Origin of the sequence: Microcoleus sp. D3_18a_C4 (assembly GCF_036702415.1) — a bacterium.
Lineage (GTDB): Bacteria > Cyanobacteriota > Cyanobacteriia > Cyanobacteriales > Microcoleaceae > Microcoleus.
This window is the reverse complement of the sequence record NZ_JAUBTI010000017.1, coordinates 36,288-54,561: the sequence shown is the minus strand read 5'-3', so window position 1 is coordinate 54,561 and position 18,274 is coordinate 36,288. Positions and strand designations below refer to the sequence as shown.

At 45.6% G+C, this 18,274-nt stretch carries 13 protein-coding genes; 8 read left to right on the top strand and 5 right to left on the bottom strand.

Annotated elements, in window-relative coordinates:
* The first annotated feature begins 162 nt into the window (after window positions 1–162).
* Both QUB16_RS11050 and QUB16_RS11045 read left to right on the top strand, forming a co-directional pair.
* Complete coding sequence (locus tag QUB16_RS11050; protein ID WP_333315981.1) at window positions 163–372, top strand: hypothetical protein; 210 nt, start codon at window positions 163–165, stop codon at window positions 370–372.
* Window positions 373–624: 252 nt separating this feature from the next.
* Window positions 625–3,042 carry an ATP-binding protein gene (locus tag QUB16_RS11045; RefSeq protein WP_333315980.1) on the top strand — a complete coding sequence of 806 codons (2,418 nt, stop codon included), beginning with the start codon at window positions 625–627 and terminating at the stop codon, window positions 3,040–3,042.
* A 358-nt stretch (window positions 3,043–3,400) separates the two neighbouring features.
* On the opposite strand, the gene QUB16_RS11040 is transcribed toward QUB16_RS11045, so the two are convergent.
* The 3 genes from QUB16_RS11040 to QUB16_RS11030 form a co-directional block, all read right to left on the bottom strand.
* Window positions 3,401–4,735 carry a serine/threonine-protein kinase gene (locus tag QUB16_RS11040; RefSeq protein ID WP_333315979.1) on the bottom strand — a complete coding sequence of 445 codons (1,335 nt, stop codon included), beginning with the start codon at window positions 4,733–4,735 and terminating at the stop codon, window positions 3,401–3,403.
* Window positions 4,736–4,822: 87 nt separating this feature from the next.
* The gene (locus QUB16_RS11035; protein WP_333315978.1) at window positions 4,823–5,818 is read right to left on the bottom strand and encodes a pentapeptide repeat-containing protein; all 996 of its coding nucleotides are present in this window, start codon (window positions 5,816–5,818) and stop codon (window positions 4,823–4,825) included.
* A 182-nt stretch (window positions 5,819–6,000) separates the two neighbouring features.
* The gene (locus tag QUB16_RS11030) at window positions 6,001–7,692 is read right to left on the bottom strand and encodes a hypothetical protein (protein ID WP_333315977.1); all 1,692 of its coding nucleotides are present in this window, start codon (window positions 7,690–7,692) and stop codon (window positions 6,001–6,003) included.
* Window positions 7,693–7,762: 70 nt separating this feature from the next.
* On the opposite strand from QUB16_RS11030, the gene QUB16_RS11025 reads away from it, so the two are divergent.
* Window positions 7,763–9,262, top strand: a complete 1,500-nt coding sequence (locus QUB16_RS11025) for an NAD(P)/FAD-dependent oxidoreductase (RefSeq protein ID WP_333315976.1) — start codon at window positions 7,763–7,765, stop codon at window positions 9,260–9,262.
* A 911-nt stretch (window positions 9,263–10,173) separates the two neighbouring features.
* On the opposite strand, the gene QUB16_RS11020 is transcribed toward QUB16_RS11025, so the two are convergent.
* Window positions 10,174–11,184 (bottom strand): leucine-rich repeat domain-containing protein, encoded by a 1,011-nt coding sequence (locus QUB16_RS11020; RefSeq protein ID WP_333315975.1) that lies wholly within the window; start codon window positions 11,182–11,184, stop codon window positions 10,174–10,176.
* A 178-nt stretch (window positions 11,185–11,362) separates the two neighbouring features.
* On the opposite strand from QUB16_RS11020, the gene QUB16_RS11015 reads away from it, so the two are divergent.
* The 4 genes from QUB16_RS11015 to QUB16_RS11000 all read left to right on the top strand — a co-directional run bounded on the left by QUB16_RS11015 (window position 11,363) and on the right by QUB16_RS11000 (window position 13,843).
* The gene (locus QUB16_RS11015) at window positions 11,363–11,836 is read left to right on the top strand and encodes an ABA4-like family protein (protein WP_333315974.1); all 474 of its coding nucleotides are present in this window, start codon (window positions 11,363–11,365) and stop codon (window positions 11,834–11,836) included.
* Between the two features lie 359 nt (window positions 11,837–12,195).
* Window positions 12,196–12,390: a hypothetical protein gene (locus QUB16_RS11010; RefSeq protein ID WP_333315973.1), complete on the top strand. Its 195-nt coding sequence runs from the start codon at window positions 12,196–12,198 to the stop codon at window positions 12,388–12,390.
* Window positions 12,391–12,656: 266 nt separating this feature from the next.
* Window positions 12,657–13,628, top strand: coding sequence for an IS110 family transposase (locus QUB16_RS11005; protein WP_333315972.1), 972 nt, complete (start codon window positions 12,657–12,659; stop codon window positions 13,626–13,628).
* Entirely contained in the window at window positions 13,625–13,843 is a 219-nt protein-coding gene (locus QUB16_RS11000; RefSeq protein WP_333315971.1) for a hypothetical protein, read from the top strand. Before QUB16_RS11005 ends, QUB16_RS11000 begins: the two co-directional genes overlap by 4 nt.
* Before the next feature lie 56 nt (window positions 13,844–13,899).
* Here QUB16_RS11000 and QUB16_RS10995 read toward each other — a convergent pair whose 3' ends face one another.
* On the bottom strand, window positions 13,900–16,821 hold the full coding sequence (locus QUB16_RS10995) for a GAF domain-containing protein (protein WP_333315970.1): 2,922 nt from the start codon (window positions 16,819–16,821) through the stop codon (window positions 13,900–13,902).
* 230 nt (window positions 16,822–17,051) lie between these two features.
* Between QUB16_RS10995 and QUB16_RS10990 the strand changes: the two genes are divergently transcribed.
* The gene (locus QUB16_RS10990; protein ID WP_333316007.1) at window positions 17,052–18,212 is read left to right on the top strand and encodes a quinone-dependent dihydroorotate dehydrogenase; all 1,161 of its coding nucleotides are present in this window, start codon (window positions 17,052–17,054) and stop codon (window positions 18,210–18,212) included.
* The last annotated feature ends 62 nt before the right edge of the window (window positions 18,213–18,274 follow it).

The following is an 18,274-nucleotide window of genomic DNA, read 5'->3' as shown; positions in this document are numbered from 1 at the left end:
ACCTAAGTAAAAAGCTTTAATCCCGATCGCCCAAGTATAAAATGTTGTTCATTAACAGATAATTGGAATTTGGGATCGATCGGTGGAAAATTATGGTATTTATGCCCTAAGATAGATACACTAAGTTTTGTCAAGTTAATGTCTGGGTTGAGGCCAGCCGATATGGACGCAATAATAAATGCAGTAGATTTGACTGCGCTAATGCCGGGATATCGCCCGATCGCGCACTCGTACACAGATTCTCGATCGGCTATCGATCGGTTCGTGCGCGAGAAAGACCGACAACCCGCCCCTAAAATTCTCCAACCTACCTCGTTGTGGCGGAGGATTTCCGGGACGCGGTGCTGCCCAAATCCCAAAAAGTTGCATTAGCGATCGTTAATTGCATCGGGAGAAATAGTCCTCAACCGAACAGACATTCTCGACGAACTGAAACGCAGACCGATTATTTACAAATACATTAAACCTTTTAATCTTTCAATTAATCTTGGCTGTTATCTTCCAGATGGAGGTGTATAAATTTTAGGAAAAAGAGGCTACGGATTCGGGATATATTCGAGCCGTAATCCGTAGCAAATCGACAGGGGAAATGGAGGCAAACCTTATCTTGGGAATTCTGTTTTGATGCTATTAACGATGATGCACGACTTTTATGATGCGCTGGCAGATTTGGCAATCTATGCAGATGCCACACCGGCGGAGCGCCAACAAATCCTTAATCGCGTTGGGGCTAGTCAGAAAAAACTCAAAGAATTCGCCCACCATACGCCGATCAATTACCAACACAAGTTCGATCTGGTTGAGGCAGAATTGCTCGGCGTTTTGGGACAGACAGCAGAAGCAATGGAACTTTACGATCGAGCTATTACCGGAGCTAAAGCTCACGAATATGTCAATGAAGAAGCTCTTGGCTGCGAACTCGCTGCTAAGTTTTACCTGTCGTTGGGAAGAGAAAAAATTGCCAGAATCTACATGATAGATGCCTATGATTGCTATGTCCGCTGGGGAGATAGAGCCAAAATTGATGACTTAGAAAAACGTTATCATCAATTATTAAAACCGATTTTAGAACCCGCAAAACTCCCTGCAAATCCATTAGCAAATTTTCCCACACCTGCTGGGCAAAATCAATCGCTTCATCCATCCATTCATCCATCCATTCCTCCGTCTGTTTCGGCGAGCGTCTCAGATTTCGGGAATTTTTCAACACTGCTAAAAGCTTGTCAAGGGCTCTCTAGTGAAAGAGAACTCGCTCGACTGATTGCCAAACTGATGCAACTGGCGATGAAAAATACAGCAGCTAACAAAGGGGCGCTGATTTTGCCAAACGGCAATCAATGGGAAATCGCGGCTACAAGCACGCTAGACAATTCGGGAGTCGAGTGGGCGATCGACTTATCATCGGCAAAACTCGATGAAAACAGCGATATCTTGCCCCTCACAATTGTTGACTGCGTTAAAAATTTATTGAAACCTGTGATTGTTCGGGATCTCGCTCAACAACGTGATTGGGATTCCGACTCCTACATCCTCAAATACCAACCGCAGAGCCTGTTGTGTTGGCCGATTCTCGATCGAGGCAACTTAGTCGGCATTTTGTATCTGGAAAATCGCTTAACCCCAAGAGTTTTTACCCGCGATCGCCTGCAACTTCTCAATCTACTGTCTTCCCAGGCAGCCATATGTTTGCAAAATGCTCTGCTTTATAAAAAATATCAGGATTACAACCAACAATTAGAGCGATCGCTAGTAAAAATTAGCCGAACCGAATCTCAGCTTGCAGATCAGAAACAAATGCTGCAAGCAATTCTTGATGTCGCTCCGATTTGGATTTGGATGGTTAATCCCAGTGGTAAAGTACAGTTTTTCAACAAGACATTTTGTGAAGATGTGGGCGTGCCCCTGAGCGATTTCCTAGCTGTCGATCATTATAAAGATCTACTGGGGGAGAATGCAGCGGGCTGTCTGGTTTCAGATGCGGCCTGCCTTGCCCAAGATTCGCCGCATTACTCCAGCGAAACTCTCAGACTTGTTGACGGCAAACTGCACTATTTAGAAGTCACGAAAGTGCAGTTAAAAAATTCCCAGGGCGAGACGATCGGGATTATTGGTTTGGGTGTGGATGCCACTGAGCGCAAGCGAGCCGCAGAACTTTTGCAAGAGCAAAATCAACAGCTCGAACAAACTCTAAAAAATTTACAACAAGCACAACTGCAAATCGTGCAAAGTGAGAAAATGTCGGCTTTGGGTAATTTAGTCGCCGGAGTCGCCCACGAAATTAACAATCCGATTGGGTTTATTTCGGGCAATTTAAGCGAAGGTAAAAGAAGTTTGGAAGATGTTATCGAACACTTAGAATTGTATCGCTCCGGTGCCTCGCAATCGGAAATAGCCGACCACGCCGAAGAGATAGACCTCGATTATCTTTTGGAAGATTTACCGAAGATGATTGATTCAATGCAACTCGGGTGCGATCGCATTTGCAGCATCAGCAACAGTTTGCGTACCTTCTCCCGAGGCGACAAAGACTACAAAGTTCCTTTTAATATTCACGAAGGCATTGATAGCGCTATTTTAATTTTGAAACACCGTCTCAAAGCAAACGAACACCGCCCGCAAATAGAAGTGATAACTAAATACGGCAATCTCCCTAAAATCGAATGTTTTCCCGGTCAATTGAATCAAGTTTTCATGAACCTGCTTGCCAATGCGATCGATGCCTTAGAAGAGTCAAATATAGGACGCACTTTTAGCGAAATTACCGCCAATCCCAACCGCATCACGATTTCCACGGATCTAGTCAGCGAAGGGTACATTAAAATTAAAATTGCTGATAACGGCACCGGAATCAAAGAGGAAATTAAACAGCAGATATTCGACCATTTGTTCACGACGAAAGGTGTCGGCAAAGGAACGGGATTGGGGTTGACAATTGTCCACCAGATTGCGGTAGAGAAACATGGCGGCAGCATCGAGGTGAAGGGAGAGCTTGGAGTTGGCACTGAGTTTGCGATCGTTTTGCCTGTGAAGGGAGAAATTTGAATTAAAATTTAATGTTTTTTGGGCGATCGCGTAATAAGATATAGTGACTTTAATTCGGGTATTTTTTTGAAAGCCTTGGCATAACTCTTTTAAAGTTGTATTTTAGACACCCTATAAGTCAATACGGTTCAGTTAAGCTCGATCACCCTGGCGCCCCCCTTAAAAAGGGGAGTAGGGGGTGGGACAAGAACTTACTCTTGCGTCCCCCAACAATCAGGGGGATTTAGGGGGATCTCCGAGCAATAAATAGTTTTAACCCAAGCGTATTGCCCTATAAGTGAGCGCGTCACCCATTTTTAGTTGGGAGATGTCTATTATACAAAAAAAATTAATCCCCAAGGCTTCGCCCTACAAAAATTTATCTTAAATTTAACCAATCTTGAATTTCTTGCGCTAACCAAGCCGCCTCAACCTCTGTCAAATTTGTTGCTAAAACATAAAAGTAAGTTCCCATATCGTTACCGGCACGAATCTTGATTTGATTTCCCGAAAGAGAGTTATTGTGAATGAAAGCACCCAAGATTTCTGATATTTCTCCTGTTTCTTGTAAGTATTTACACCCCAATACCTGATGTGTTATTTTAAAAAATTTGCGATTAAATTTAACTTGCTTTCTCTCAAAAATAACCTTAACTAATAAACCTATTATAAGTACCGAAATTACTACCCCTATGCTCAATTTTCCTGTTAAAAAGGGAATAATTGTCGGGATGAATGTCATTAGCATTACTGTTCCTAGATAAGCAGATAATAAAGGCTTTCTGACTAAGACAGCCGGAATTTTAATGTGTAACTCCGTCGCTGATTTGCTAACTTGAATGTGACTGTGAAGCGGTTTAGCAATTTTCCGAACAGTCGCTATTTGAAGATTAGCGCCTTGTATGTTTCCCGATTTCAAAGCTGCTAAAGCGTCTCTAGCCTTGCTGAAACGCTTTTCTAACCCGATTTCCGTCATCTTCTCAATCCAGCTTACCAAACTGGGATTGACACTCACGCGATCGCTAAACTGAATCCGAGAATCTTTCTGTGGTAAATCCGCAGGAGTCGCGCCCGTTAACAAATGAATTAAAGTAGCTCCCAAAGCATACAAATCAGAAGCCGCCACCGCCCGGCCCCAAAACTGTTCTAAGGGTGCATAGCCACTGGTTCCTACAACTGTAAACGTTACGCCTGTCACCGCCGCTTGAGCTTGTACCGCACCAAAATCTACTAGATAAACCTGCTGATATTCCCCCAAAATTAAATTACTCGGCTTAATATCTCGGTGCAAAACCGGGGGACTCAATTCATGCAAATAAATTAAAATTTCTAGCACTTCAGTGGCAATTTTTCGTACTTGTTTTTCGGAAAAATGCTGACCATTTTCTAAAAATTCCTGAAGTGAAAATCCCGGAATATAATCTTGCACTAATCCAAACCAAGGCAATCCTGCTCCGGCTTCCCGTTCCAGGGAAAAATAATCTCGATAGCAAGGAATGCGGGGATGATTTAGCGCCTGCAAAACTTGTGCTTCTCTTTCAAAAAGCTTCAGTTCTTCCCACTGCATTTCCGGGCTAAAAGCTAACATTTTCAGTGTCACCTGTTCTTGAAACTCTAAATCTACTGCTAGCCAAGTTTGATGACCGGCCGCTGTGCGTCCTAAACGCTGTTGCAATTGATAACGTTCTTGTAAAAGTTTTCCGGGATTTAACACAGCCTTGATATTTTTTTATTGAAAAAAATTGCCTTAACTATTAAATTAACTATTTTGCCGACAGCGTTAAATTGCTAGTACAAGTAATTATCCGTGGATTTCTCCATTCGGCATAATTGTACCGCGCCACTGAGCACCCGTTAAATTAGCAGTGCTCAAATCGGCCCTAATCAAATTTGTGCGGTGCAAAATTGCCTCCCGAAAATCTGTTCTAGCCAGGTAAGCATCAGTCAGATCAGCTTCACTCAAATTTGCCTGATTCAAATTAGCTCGACTCAAATCAGCCCTCACCAAATTAGCTCGACTCAAGTCAGCCATAACTAAATTAGCATTGCTCAACTTAACATCAGGAAGAAATGCACCCCGCAAGTTAGCGCCAGCAAATTCAGCATCAATTAACACAGCTCTTTCCAACTTAGCATTTGTCATTACAGCCCAGGAAAAATTTGTTTCTACCAAAGTTGCTTCAGTCAAAAATATGCCATGTAAAATAGCTTCGCTCAAATTCGCCTGAGTCAGATTTGCTTCCCCCAGAGATGCTTCTGTCAAATTCGCGTGACTGAGATTAGCTTTAGTCAAATCTGCACCTTGCAAATTGACGCCCCGCAAATCTGCACCTTGCAAATTTGTACCCCGCAAATTTGCACCCTCAAAAATCCGCACCTCCTTCCGCAAATTTGCACCCCGCAAGCACGCACCGCGCAAATCTGCACCTTGCAAATTCACACCTCGCATATCTGCATCGCTCAAATTTGCATCAATAAAAACTGCCAAAGAGATGTTGGCTTTGCGAAAGTCTGCACCTTGCAAAGTAGCTCCGTGGAAGTCTGCATCCGACAAATTTGCTCCGCTCAAGTTTGCTTGATTTAAGTTAGCACCGCACAGCTTTGCATTAGTTAAATTTGCGCGCTGAAGGTTAATTCTGCTCAGGTACGACATCGCTAAGTTTGCACCCCAAAGGTCAGCATTACTTAAATTGACGCCAATTAAATCGGCCCCGCTCAGGTATACCCCTCTGAGATTCATACCTTGAAAATCTAGTTCTCCTGATGTATATCGCCTTAAAATTTCGCTGGCATTCATATTTTTTTTGTTGGTAATTAGGTACAATCTGCTATTTCTAGGCTGCTTAAATTTCTGTTCGCGCAGGCGAACTTAGTTTTTGTAGCGCCAGACTAGAGTCTGATAAATTTGATGAAATTTCTTGAATTTCAGTTGACGCAAGCGGACTTAGTTTGTGTCACCCCAGACTTGAGTCGGGGCATTTAATGAGTTGGATTGACAAATTCTTGAGTCCACAAGACTGTTTTGTTGCCTAACTGTCGCCCGTGAATTTTCACATGAGTAAGATATTTTGATTTTAAAGTACACAGTTTTTTGTGAATGTATGTAGCTGTAGCCTGTTGGTTTGGTACTTCAGCAGACTCCAGAATCACATGGAGCCAACCGTCTTTAAATCCTACTGTAGCAGCAATTCCTTTAGGCTGTAGCAATTGATTGATCAATTGGGCGATCGCCTTTGGTTTGCCTTGTTTTGCCATTTCCAGAAGCTGATACTGATTTGCTTTATGGCTAGAGTGGTCCGGCGGGATTTCGGAAATATTGTCCCCCCGGTTTTCGGCGATTTCAGAAGGAGATTGCCCCCTTTCTTTTAACTCCAATTCGCTCAAAATTTCCAGCAATTTATCGGCAAACTTCTGAACTTTTCCTACATACTCTCTGAGATTTTTATATTTCCAGTACAAACGCTCCTCGGCACTTCCCGTAGAAAACTTTCCGTTCAAAGCAGCTTCTAACTGGGTGAATATATTTTCTATTTGCGCCGTTGCGGAGTTAGCACTTTGACTGACTAATTCTGTCATTTCTTCTTCCAATTCCAACTTGCGTTTGATGGAATCGCTAATATTTATAATAACAGGAGCCGCCGGTTCTAAAGTTTCGATAATACTCGACCTTTCTGCAACTGGGAATGTTTCTACCATTTCCTGTCTGAACTCGGTAGCATAATTATTGCTGCTTTCGGGTTCTTTAAACGGTACATTTTCTGCCGTGTCCGGCACTAAGTAACTCTTTTGGGGGTCATAATGATAGTGAGGTGGAGCAGGTTGAAGGATGTGAGTAATCTCGCCTGGATCAAAATAATCGGTGCGCCTTTCCACCAGCTCGCTCTCTTCATAAACACTGTTGTTTAAATGTGTCTGATCGTAATCTTCACTAGGCGAAGATTCGGCTTCATGGAGTTCTTCCTGTTGCATTTTGGCGTAACAAGGATTCATCGCTTTGATGATTACGCTCGCAGCTTGGTCGTTTTCATCTCTGTTGTCGAGATTGCTAGCAGTTCTGTACAACTGAGATTCCAGTTCGGCTAGGCTGCCACAGACATTAAACAGTTGTCGCAGTAGATTGTCAAGTTCTTGAGTTTTCAGCAGTAGCCAGTCGCGATCGCTAAAAGTGAACTCGTGATAAAGACTAGAAAAAATTAGGATTTTCGCCCTCAGCGGATTTGTTTGCTGCAATATTTTTTGTCGGACATCAAATAAAGGGCCGGGGTTTCTTGCCCTTTCTTCGCTGCTGGGTATTTCCGAACTAAAGTGCTCTTCAAATGCGGGTGCTTCCTGACCGCCAAAACTAGATATGTTTATTTCTAATTTGGTGAAGTCTTCAAATTCATACAGCCTGCTAAGTTGACAGACTATGAGGTCTGCTACTAAAGCATACTCGGTTTTTTTGTTAACCTTAGAGACTATACTATTTAAAACAGCTTCAATATCTTCTAATCGGCTGTATTTGGCGCACAGTTCTTCAATTAAAATTCGTACATCGGCGCTGGCGAGTTGGGCGGGGTCGTTTTCCCAGAAATCTTTACAAGCAAAAAATATTATTTTTTTAATGCGCGAAAGATTCACGTCTTGTTCTAATTCGCGAACAACTTCATCTAAAATAGATAAAGCTTTCATAGTTTTCCTCCCATAAAACTACCCTGTCAACACTCAGCAAGAAATAATACAATTATACCACATTTGATAAATGCAAGACTTTGATGCGATCGTAATTGGCAGCGGTATTGGGGGCTTAGTCGCCGGCTCGATGCTAGCTCGTTACGGCAAGCGGGTGCTCGTCTGCGAGAGCCACACAATAGCGGGCGGGGCAGCCCACAGCTTTTCGCGCCGGGGATTTCACTTTGATTCGGGGCCTTCTTTTTATTGCGGTTTGACTGACCCCCGGTCGTTCAATCCTTTGCGGCAAGTTTTTGATGTTTTGGAGGAATCGATCGCAGCAATTTCCTACGATCCGCTGGGGCATTACCATTTTCCAGAGGGAAGTTTACCGATTTATGCTGATGCGAGAAGTTACTTAGATGCTGTAGCTAAATTCGCACCCCAAGGTGCAGTAGAATTACAGCAATTTCAACAAAACTTATTAGTTTTGTATGAAGCTTTGCGTGGAATTCCGGCTTTAGCGCTGAGATCCGACTGGCAGTTGATACCTGTTTTGCTGTCTCGGTACTCGCCTGCTTTGGTGAAGCTGTTGCCGCTAGTAGGTGCGATCGCGGGTTCTGCAGGTTCCTTGATGGATCGGGAGGTGCGCGATCCTTGGGTGCGGCGTTTGATAGATTTGGAGTGCTTTTTGCTGTCGGGTTTGAAAGCGCACGGAACTGTCGCGCCGGAAATAGCTTTTATGATTGGCGAACGATCGCGCTGTGCGATCGAATATCCTGTAGGTGGCAGCGGTGCGATCGTCGATGCTTTAGTCAGAGGCTTGCAGCGCTGGGGAGGAAAGTTGCGCCTGGGAACTCCCGTCGAGCAAATATTAGTTGAATCCGGCAAAACCACCGGCGTTCGCTTGAAAAATGGCGAAATTATCCGCGCCCCAATTGTCATTTCAAATGCGACAATCTGGGATACTTATACAAAATTACTGCGCCCTGAAGATTTGCCGGAAAGCTACCGAAAAACCGCCTTGTCGATGCCAGCAGTAGACAGTTTCATGCACCTGCATTTAGGAATTAAAGCCGAAGGACTCGAAGGTTTGACCGGCCACCACGTCGTCGTTCACGACAGCAAGATTGACATTACAGTACCCGGAAATACTTGCATGATTTCGATTCCTACAGTGTGGGATGCAACTCTCGCGCCGCCCGGACATCACGCCGTTCACGCTTATACATTGGAACCTTACGAAGGTTGGGAATATGGCGAATTGTATCAGCAGAAAAAGCAAGAGCGATCGCAATCTCTGTTTCAAGCTTTAGAAAGAATTATACCGGATTTGCGATCGCGAATAGTCTTAGAGTCGATCGGCACACCGCTAACCCACGCCCGATTTTTGCATCGATATCAAGGAACTTACGGGCCTGCAATTGCCGCCGGAAAAGGCACATTTCCGGGGCCGCAAACACCAGTCAAAGGCTTGTATCGCGTGGGAGACAGCACCATGCCGGGAATTGGCGTCCCCGCCGTCGCAGCATCGGGTATTTTGTGCGCGAATACTTTGGTAAATTCGGATGTGACAGCACAATTTTTGTAAGCGAAGGAAGTTCGGCAACGGATTCTGTAACGGATGTAACGGATGTAACGGATTAACTGGTTCCCTGCCTCTGGCGGGGAACCGAGATCCAGAGGCTTTGCCTCGCTGGCAAAAAAACAGGAGGCAGAGCAATAGTGAAATGCGTTCCCAGCCAGAGCCAGGGAACGAGGAAAACGAGGAAAAAACTACTTTTTACAAAATCTGCCTGCTGCCAAAACTGATTATCCACCAGCGGCAAAAGCGCCCATAATTGCGATCGACAAAGCCAAACCTGGCAACAGCAGCAATCCTAACATCAAAGCATCGTGTCCGCTCATCACTTTCTCCTGATATTGACCTTAAACATTATACTCTTTGACACTCCCCTGGCTGAAGCCGAGGGGATTCTTAATTCAGCGACTGACCTTAAAATTTTCTGTCCTTACGGCAATACTTAAACCTTTCAACCGTGGGGATACCACCAATTGACGAGCCTAATTCAGAAGCATCCCAGCGGGTCTATCTCCAAAAGCGTACTAGGATATTTCCCTAGAGTTTGGGTATGCCCTACCCTACTTAACAATTCGAGCGTGAAAAAGTTTATTTGCTGGATTGAAACCTACATTTTCGGTTTCGACTGTTTATAGTGTTTTCGCCGCACTTTGTCCCCCAGTTTATGCCTAAAAGTGTGTCTCATGTCCTGTTTCACGATGGCAAGGGAGTTTAACCCTGACTGTTTCAGTTTACCATACTGTCCCGTTTTGTCCAAAGCTTTTTAAGGAAGTTTTTTGAATTAAAAAGATTGGATTTTGGGTTCATGACTGAGGTAAAGAGAACAGGCAGGATAAATCCTGCAACGCCCTTTCATCCCCGGACTGAAGTCACGGGGTTTTCAGGGTATTCCTTATAAACCGCTATCTCGCCCTTAAGAATTAAAACCGGCATATAGATTCAGGATTAACAGGGCAAATTTTATTAACAATGGGATTCCCGCGCAAGTCGAGTGTAGTTAACTTTTGCAAAGATTGCAGGGAACTGATATCAGAGATTTGATTGTTGTACAAGTCAAGTAAAAATAAGTTATTTAAAGCTTGCAGCGCGCTGCTATCCGAAATCGGATTGTTGAACAGATAAAGTTCAGTCAAATTAGTTAACGATTTCAGCGGACTGATGTCTGATATTTGATTGTTACCGAGGTTGAGTTCAATTAAATTAGTGAGCGATGTCAAAGGAGTAATATCTGATATTTTATTTTGGAATAAAACCAATTTATTTAAGTTTGTTAGAGATTCCAGCGGAGTGAGGTCAGATATTTCATTTCCGAAGAGAAACAGCGTTTTGAGATTTTTCAAGGAAGCCAGCGGGGTGATCTCCGATATTTTATTATTGTAAAGGTAGAGTGTCTGGAGTTCAGTTAAATTTGCCAGAGGAGCGAGATCGGAAATTTGATTGTTGTAGAGAATCAGCGCATTTAAGTTAGTTAAATTTTTCACCGGAGTGATGTCGGAAATTTTGTTGTCAAACAAGACAAGTGCGGTAAGATTAGTTAGACCTGCTAGGGGACTGATGTCTGAGATTTGATTGGTATCGAGAACGAGTATACTCAGATTTGTTAGAGATGAAAGCGGACGGATATCTGATATTTGATTGACATCTATAACCAGAGTTTTCAGGTTAGTTAAAGATTGCAGGGGAGCGATGTCAGATATTTGATTACTGCCGAGGATGAGATTAGTAAGTTGAGTGAAAGATGAGAGGGGGCTGATATCGGTAATTTGAAGATTTTTGAGGTTAAGTTCTGTTGTATTAGAAAGCAGTTCGTTAGCTCGATCGCACTCGGAAGTCTCTGATATTTGCAACAGTATGTCTGCGGTATGTTTGGCGCTGCTCGATAGATTTTCTTTCTGCTTGCACCACTCGGAAAAGTTATTATATGTGGTCATGGGCTGTGCTGCCTTAATCGATTTTAGATGCGAAATTTGAAATTTTAGATAAGTATAGCAATTCTATTCCATTTGTGAATGAGATTTTTTTCGGGTTTTGAGAAATTTCAGCAAAAATTGTGTAAAGTAATCTTAACATCCTTAATTGCATTGCCTTCGCAGGAGCCAAGAGCCAACTATGACACCAGAACTAATTTTTAATGCCGGTAATCTGTTCGTTGTGCCTTTCTGGGCAATTATGATTTTATTACCAAACTGGGGAATTACCCGAAAAGTGATGAATTCCTTTATTCCGTTTGCAGTGCTCGCCGTTTTGTACATATATTTGTTTGGTAGCAGTCTGACTGCGGAAAATGCGGCTGCTTTGTCGAATCCCAAGTTAGCAGATATTGCTAAGTTTCTGGGGGAGGAAACGGCGGCGGCTACGGGATGGATACATTTTTTAGTGATGGACTTGTTTGTCGGGCGCTGGATTTATTGGGAAGGACAGCGGACAGGAGTTTGGACGGTTCATTCTTTGGCTTTGTGTTTTTTTGCTGGGCCGATGGGATTGCTTTCTCATATTGTAACTGCTTGGATTACTCAAAAGTTTTTCCCCAGTTCTGAAAGTCTTTCAGGGGCGGGATCTGGGGCCCACCCACAAGAAAATTGATGTATTGTGGAACGGGCTCTGTGGCCCGTTCGTTCCTAAGAAGGGCGCAAGATATCAATAACAATATAGATCGTAGCTAAACCCGCTCCTTGTATTTTGCAAGAGGTAGATGGCGGTTTACCGTTGGGTGGGGGCGGGTTTATGAGATTATTGGTTGTAGGCAATTATTGTTGGTGAAACCCGCCCCTACAATCCTCGATCGCAGCGAGGTAGATGGCGATTTAGCGTTGGGTGGGGGCGGGTTTATGAGATTATTGGTTGTAGGCAATTATTGTTGGTGAAACCCGCCCCTTGTATCTTAAAAGAGTGAGCTAGCCGATCGCCACGTCATTGATTCGATCATACCGACAATCAGGCGATTGAGCCGACAATCAGTCGATCAAACCGACAATCAGTCGATCAAACCGACACTCAGGCGATCGAACCGACACTCAGGCGATCATACCGATAGTCAGGCGATCGAACCGACACTCAGGCGATCGAACCGACACTCAGGCGATCGAACCGACACTCAGGTGATCGTACCGATAAGTGGGCGATGGCTAGCAAAGTGAATCTAAAGAAACTAGGAAAGTTTCATACAAAGGGTTCTGTAACAGCAGAAAGTGTTGTTCAAGGACATCAGAAATCGGTGAAGTTGGCCCGCCCCTTAGACTAAACAAGTCTGTTGTGTAGATAAGCTCCCATTACTGATGACAGGCGCACCAAGCTGGACAGTATCTTAGGCTCTCGGCATTGTCGGGAAAGCCTGCATTCACAAGGTTAGTTAATTATTGCCTGTCACGTTCTTTCATAAATCGGAGTACATCGGGAGCAAATAATGGCACCAACAGTCTTAGGCATAGACATCAGTAAAAAAGACTTTTATGTCTCATTACTGACCGAAATTCGTGCAACTAAACCCAAAAAGTTTACGAACAATACTCAAGGTTTTGAGAGTTTACATAACTGGCTCAAACAACAAAGTGTAGTCGAACTCCATGCTTGCATGGAAGCCACTAGCATTTACGGCGAAGCCTTAGCCGAATTCCTTTATGGGGTTGGCTTTCAGGTAAGTATTGTCAATCCGGCTCGTATTAAAGGGTTTGCCAAAAGCGAACTTCTGAGAACTAAAACAGACTCCGTAGATGCAGCATTGATTGCCCGTTTTTGTGCGGCAATGAAACCATCATTATGGACACCTACCGCACCCGAAGTTAAGGAATTACAAGCATTGTTACGGCGACTCGAATCAGTCACAGAAATGATGACGAGCGAACAAAACCGTTTGGAGACAGCTACGCCAACAGTTGCTGCCCTTACCCAGGAACATTTGGACTATCTCAAACAGCAACAACAACTAATCAAAAAACTGATTAGTGACCATTTTAACCAACACCCACACTTAAAACAACAGCGCGAACTGTTGACCTCAATTCCGGGCATTGGCGATTTAACAGCTTCTATATTATTAGCTGAAATTGGTGATGTTTCTGATTACGACAATGCTCGTCAATTAGCAGCCTATGCTGGTTTAACACCGAGCGAACGGAGTTCGGGGACTTCGGTTAAGGGCAAAACTCGTTTGTCTTGTACCGGAAACGTCCGAATGCGAAAAGCATTGTATATGCCAGCGGTAGTAGCGATGCGTCACAATCCGTTACTCAAAGCTATGAGTGAGCGATTATTGGGTCGTGGAAAGGTCAAGATGCAGGTAATTGGTGCTTTGATGCGGAAGTTGGTGCATTTGGCTTTTGGGATTTTAAAGTCCCAAAAGCCTTTCGACCCCAATTATTTACTCGCGACCCCTTGACAGGTCAAGACAGTATCTACAATCCTCGATCGCAGCGAGGTAGATGCCGGTTTACCGTTGGGTGGGGGCGGGTTTATGAGATTATTGGTTGTAGGCAATTATTGTTGGTGAAACCCGCCCCTACAATCCTCGATCGCAGCGAGGTAGATGGCGGTTTAGCCTTGGGTGGGGGCGGGTTTATGAAATTATGGGTTTTAGGCAATTATTGTTGGTGAAACCAGCCCCTACAATCCTCGATCGCAGCTTGGAACTTTTACAATATTTGGCAATATTAAGAATTGGCTAGGGGCAACACTAAACGAGCGACAATTAAATTGTTTTCTAACATTTCTATAGAAAAGTTTCCCCCCATTAAGTCTACTGCTCGCTGACAAATTAAGAGATTTTGCACGATCGACCTATGGGAACTAGAAACCGCTAATATATCGGGTTCGGAACCGCCGTTGAAGGCAACAATTAACTGTCGATCGCACGCGCCGCTATCGATCACAGACAATTCTAACAAATCTTCCCCCAACAACTGAGAGCGAATCTCAATCTTGGCGCCAGCAGCAGAGCGCCTGCAAGCCGTCGCCAGCAATTCGCACAGGATCAAATCCAGCTTGATACAGTCCCCGCGAACGCTCAAAGTCTGACCTGCAGGCATCGACACAGCAGTTTCTCTGTGCACATCCAGCAAGACTTTCGACTGTTTGACCAGGGAGGCCGTTCGATCGAGCGATCGCCTCAGCCAAGCGCTCACAGCTACCGCATCTTGGGCGAAGTGCAGCCGCCAATGTTCCTGTTTCAGCAGCAAATGAGTTGACCCCAAAGCATTGCCAATTTGCCGCAAAACCTGTTGGTAGCGCAAAATTTTCAGAGCATCCTTTTGCTCCTTCACCGACTGCAAAATCGACTGACTCAACTCCCCCAACTCCTTCACCCCCGCTCCCACAGTGCGGTAAAACTCCTCAAAACGGCGCTGTTTGTACCAGTTGAGCAACTCCAGATCCAATCGCTGCGACTCGGCGGCAGATTGCACCGCCAAATACCTGCGCCACCAAGCCAACTGAGACGCCATCGAGCTGAGTAAACTCACCGACAACTCCGACCACTGGCGGCCCGGAGCGTCTGCAGCCACCACAATGCCCACCGGAGCGTGTTCTGGGGCCGTCCGCAGCGCCACCGTCATAATCTCGCCAATTCCCGGACTGCGGAGCCACCGCTTTGTCGCCAGTGGCAGTTGGCTCGTGCTCTGTTGCACCACGCAGTTAGCAGCCAGGGTTTGTTGGATCAAAGCATCTGTTTGGACAGGAATCACCGCCTCGGGATTGAGGGCAAATACGGGATTGGCAGCTACCGTCGCCACGATGGAACCTTCCTGATCACCGGGATTCCAAGTAATTACGGCTACTAAAGGACAGGAAATTGTCTGGGAAACGTGTTGAGCAAAGTTACGATCGAGCTTTTGTAGCGGCAACTCTGGGAACATCGGCGGTGAAGCAGCAGATATCTCTTGCTCAGATTGCTCATCAGGAGAATGGTGCAAAACCGCCAAACCCGATTTGATCGATCGCTCAAATTGCTGATATTTGTCGATTGCCGAACTCTGCTGCCACGAGTGCAGGATCAATCCGAGTTGTTCGCCCACTAGCCGAACTAATTCTTGCTCGGATCGCCTCCAAGTGCGAGTTGCACTGTGCCCGACAACCAGCAAACCCTCGATCGATTTGCGATTGGCGATTTTCGATTTTAGATTGGGGTTTTCTCCCTCTGCCTTTTTCGCCCTAGTGTTCGATGCCAAAAGCGATCGCACCCCAGCTTCCCCCAACACTTCCCGCCAAGCGCCCAACCGCCCGTCTTCCTCCCAATTTTCAATAGCTAGAGGTGCACTTTCTTGCAACAGCCCCACGTCAGCCACATCGAGGGCGTTGAGTGGCGACGGCACTGGCCTGCGATTGCGGGGCAAATGTTGGCAGACAATTTCAAAGCGATTTTGTTCTTCGCCGTACAGCAGCAGCAAAAAGTATTCGCATTTGAGCCGCCCGCACAACTGTTCGGCGGTATGTTTCAAAGTCGCCTCCCAGTCAGCATCGCTGTAGATGGCGTGAGCTATTCCGGCAGTTAAATCTCGATCGATCTCAGTTTGTTGAATTTTCTCCTCCATCTCCGACATAGGAGCCGTCAGAGCCACTAACTGCGCCACTCCCCGCAGGTAATGCTTTTCATTGTCTTGCCAAATCCGGGGCTCGCCGGCTTCGACTGCCAAAAATCCCAACAATTCCCCTTCCGAAACAATCGGCGCAGCCAACAGAGAGCGAGCGCGGATTTGCTGCATCAACCGCCCCGTCAGCTCAGTTTTCAGAGAACTTTGAGATTCACCGATCCAAACCATTTCTTCCCGGCCCAAAGCCTGATAAAATTCGCCCAAGTCTTGGACGGTGATGCCCGAAGCCGGTCGGCCCGGCCCGCCCAAACCCGGAGTAACTTCGCGGTTGCTGACTCGGCGCCAAAAATAGCGTCGCTCTCGCTCGAACCAATAAACATTGGTGCGTGTCGGCTCGATAAATTCATGAGTTTGTTCGACCACCGCTTGCAAGTATTGGTCGAGCGATCGCAATTCCCCCAACTGCGAAATCAGCGCTAAAAGAGACTCATCTGGGTGTTTAACTTGTTGTCGCTGCCAGTCTTTTTCTATTTGGTAAAGAGCAGTTGCCAGCGCTCCAAATACGATCGCCAACTGCGTTTTTTCCCCCGACTTTGGCGACGCTCCCCATACCTCAGTGCCGAGCAAAATCACGCCGTAGCAGCGGTCTTTGTAGCGCAGCGGAAACAGAGTCGTGCCTTGAATATTGAAAGTTTGAGCTGCTTTGCGCCATTCTCCGGCTCGGTTTTCCGATCGCAAATCCGGAACTCCCACCGGGCGGAGCTGAATCACCACTTGTTCGAGCAAATCCCCAGGGCTGAGGGCAAACCGCTGTTTGAGAAAAGACAGGTCGCCGTTAGGAGTTATGCCGCCTTTCCCGAACAATCTGTGGGCCTGTCGATCGTACAACCCGATCCAAATCAACGGCCAGTCAAATTCCGCTTGCAAGTAACCGAGTGTGGTTGAAAGTAGCACTTCAACATTCTCCTCTTCTCGGAGAGTCAGGAGAACGCGCTCTAGGGTCGCGATTTGTTCGTCTAAATCCTTTGGTCTTTGCTGCTGCCCCATTTCCAAGCTTCCCCGCACCTTGTCTAATTTAAAATTACTAGCTTAAAAATTCAAAAAATTAAAATGCCCAAGAGTCAACTTATAATATAATCGTCTAACTTATCCTTCAATCTCAAACATTGGATAAAGTCGATCGAAGTTGAAGTAACAACCTCACCTTCACTGCCTGCTCGTGAATATTTTTATTTCTCTTCTCCTTTCTAATTTGTAAATTGCCCCAGTACAAATCCTTGGATATTTATCAATCAAGTGTACGCCCGCTGTTGTTTTCCGTATTGAAAACCGATGCCGAGTGGCTGCACAACCGCACTCTCCAACTTCTCGAACTTGCAGCCAGAACCCAGTCAAACCCTGCAACCAGCCAAATGCTCTCCCGATTGCAGAAATCTTTGGGAGTCCAAGATTCTCGCCTCGAACAATCTTTGTGGGGACTGAGCTTTAACAATCCTGTCGGCTTGGCCGCCGGATTTGATAAAAACGGCGTAGCTGCTGACATTTGGGCAAATTTTGGCTTTGGCTTTGCCGAACTCGGCACTGTCACTTGTCAACCACAGCCGGGAAACCCCCAACCTCGCTTGTTTCGCTTGACGGAGGACAGTGCAGCCCTCAACCGCATGGGATTTAACAATCAAGGAGCCGCGGCAATGGCAGCCCGGTTTCAGGCAGCACAGAAAAAGTCCCCACTCGATGCCCAGCGCCCCATGCCTCAGTCTCCGTTCCCCTTGGGCATCAATCTCGGTAAATCTAAGGTAACACCGTTAGAGCAGGCAGCAGCCGACTATTTGGAGAGTTTTAAGCTGCTGAAAGATTGGGGCGACTATTTTGTAGTCAACGTTTCGTCTCCGAATACGCCGGGATTGCGATCGCTCCAAGATGCTGCTGGGCTTACCACAATTTTGGAAATGTTGCAACAAGAAAATCAGGGAATCAAGCCAATTTTAGTCAAGATTGCGCCGGATTTGGAGTCCGAGGATCTCGTATCAATCCTCGACTTAGCAAAAACCTACCAACTAGCAGGAATTATCGCCACCAATACCACCATCCGCCGCGACGGATTGAAAACACAAATATTGCCAGAAACAGGCCAACCAATCGCCGAAGAAGCCGGGGGAATTAGCGGGCTTCCTGTGCGGGAGCGATCGACAGAAGTAATCCGATTTATCTGGCAATATACAAAAGGCGAATTACCCATAATTGGAGTTGGCGGCATTTTCACCGCCGAAGATGCTTGGGAAAAAATAGCCGCCGGTGCGAGTTTAATTCAAGTCTACACTGGTTGGGTTTACGAAGGGCCTTGGATGGTGCGCCGGATTCTACAAGGGTTGTTGCAAAAGTTAGAAGAACGCGGATTTAATTCGATTTCTGAGGCAGTAGGTTCGGACAATCAATAGACATAGGAGTGAGAAGCAAGTCTTGGGCAGGATGCCCCATCAATATTACCCTTGTTGCATTC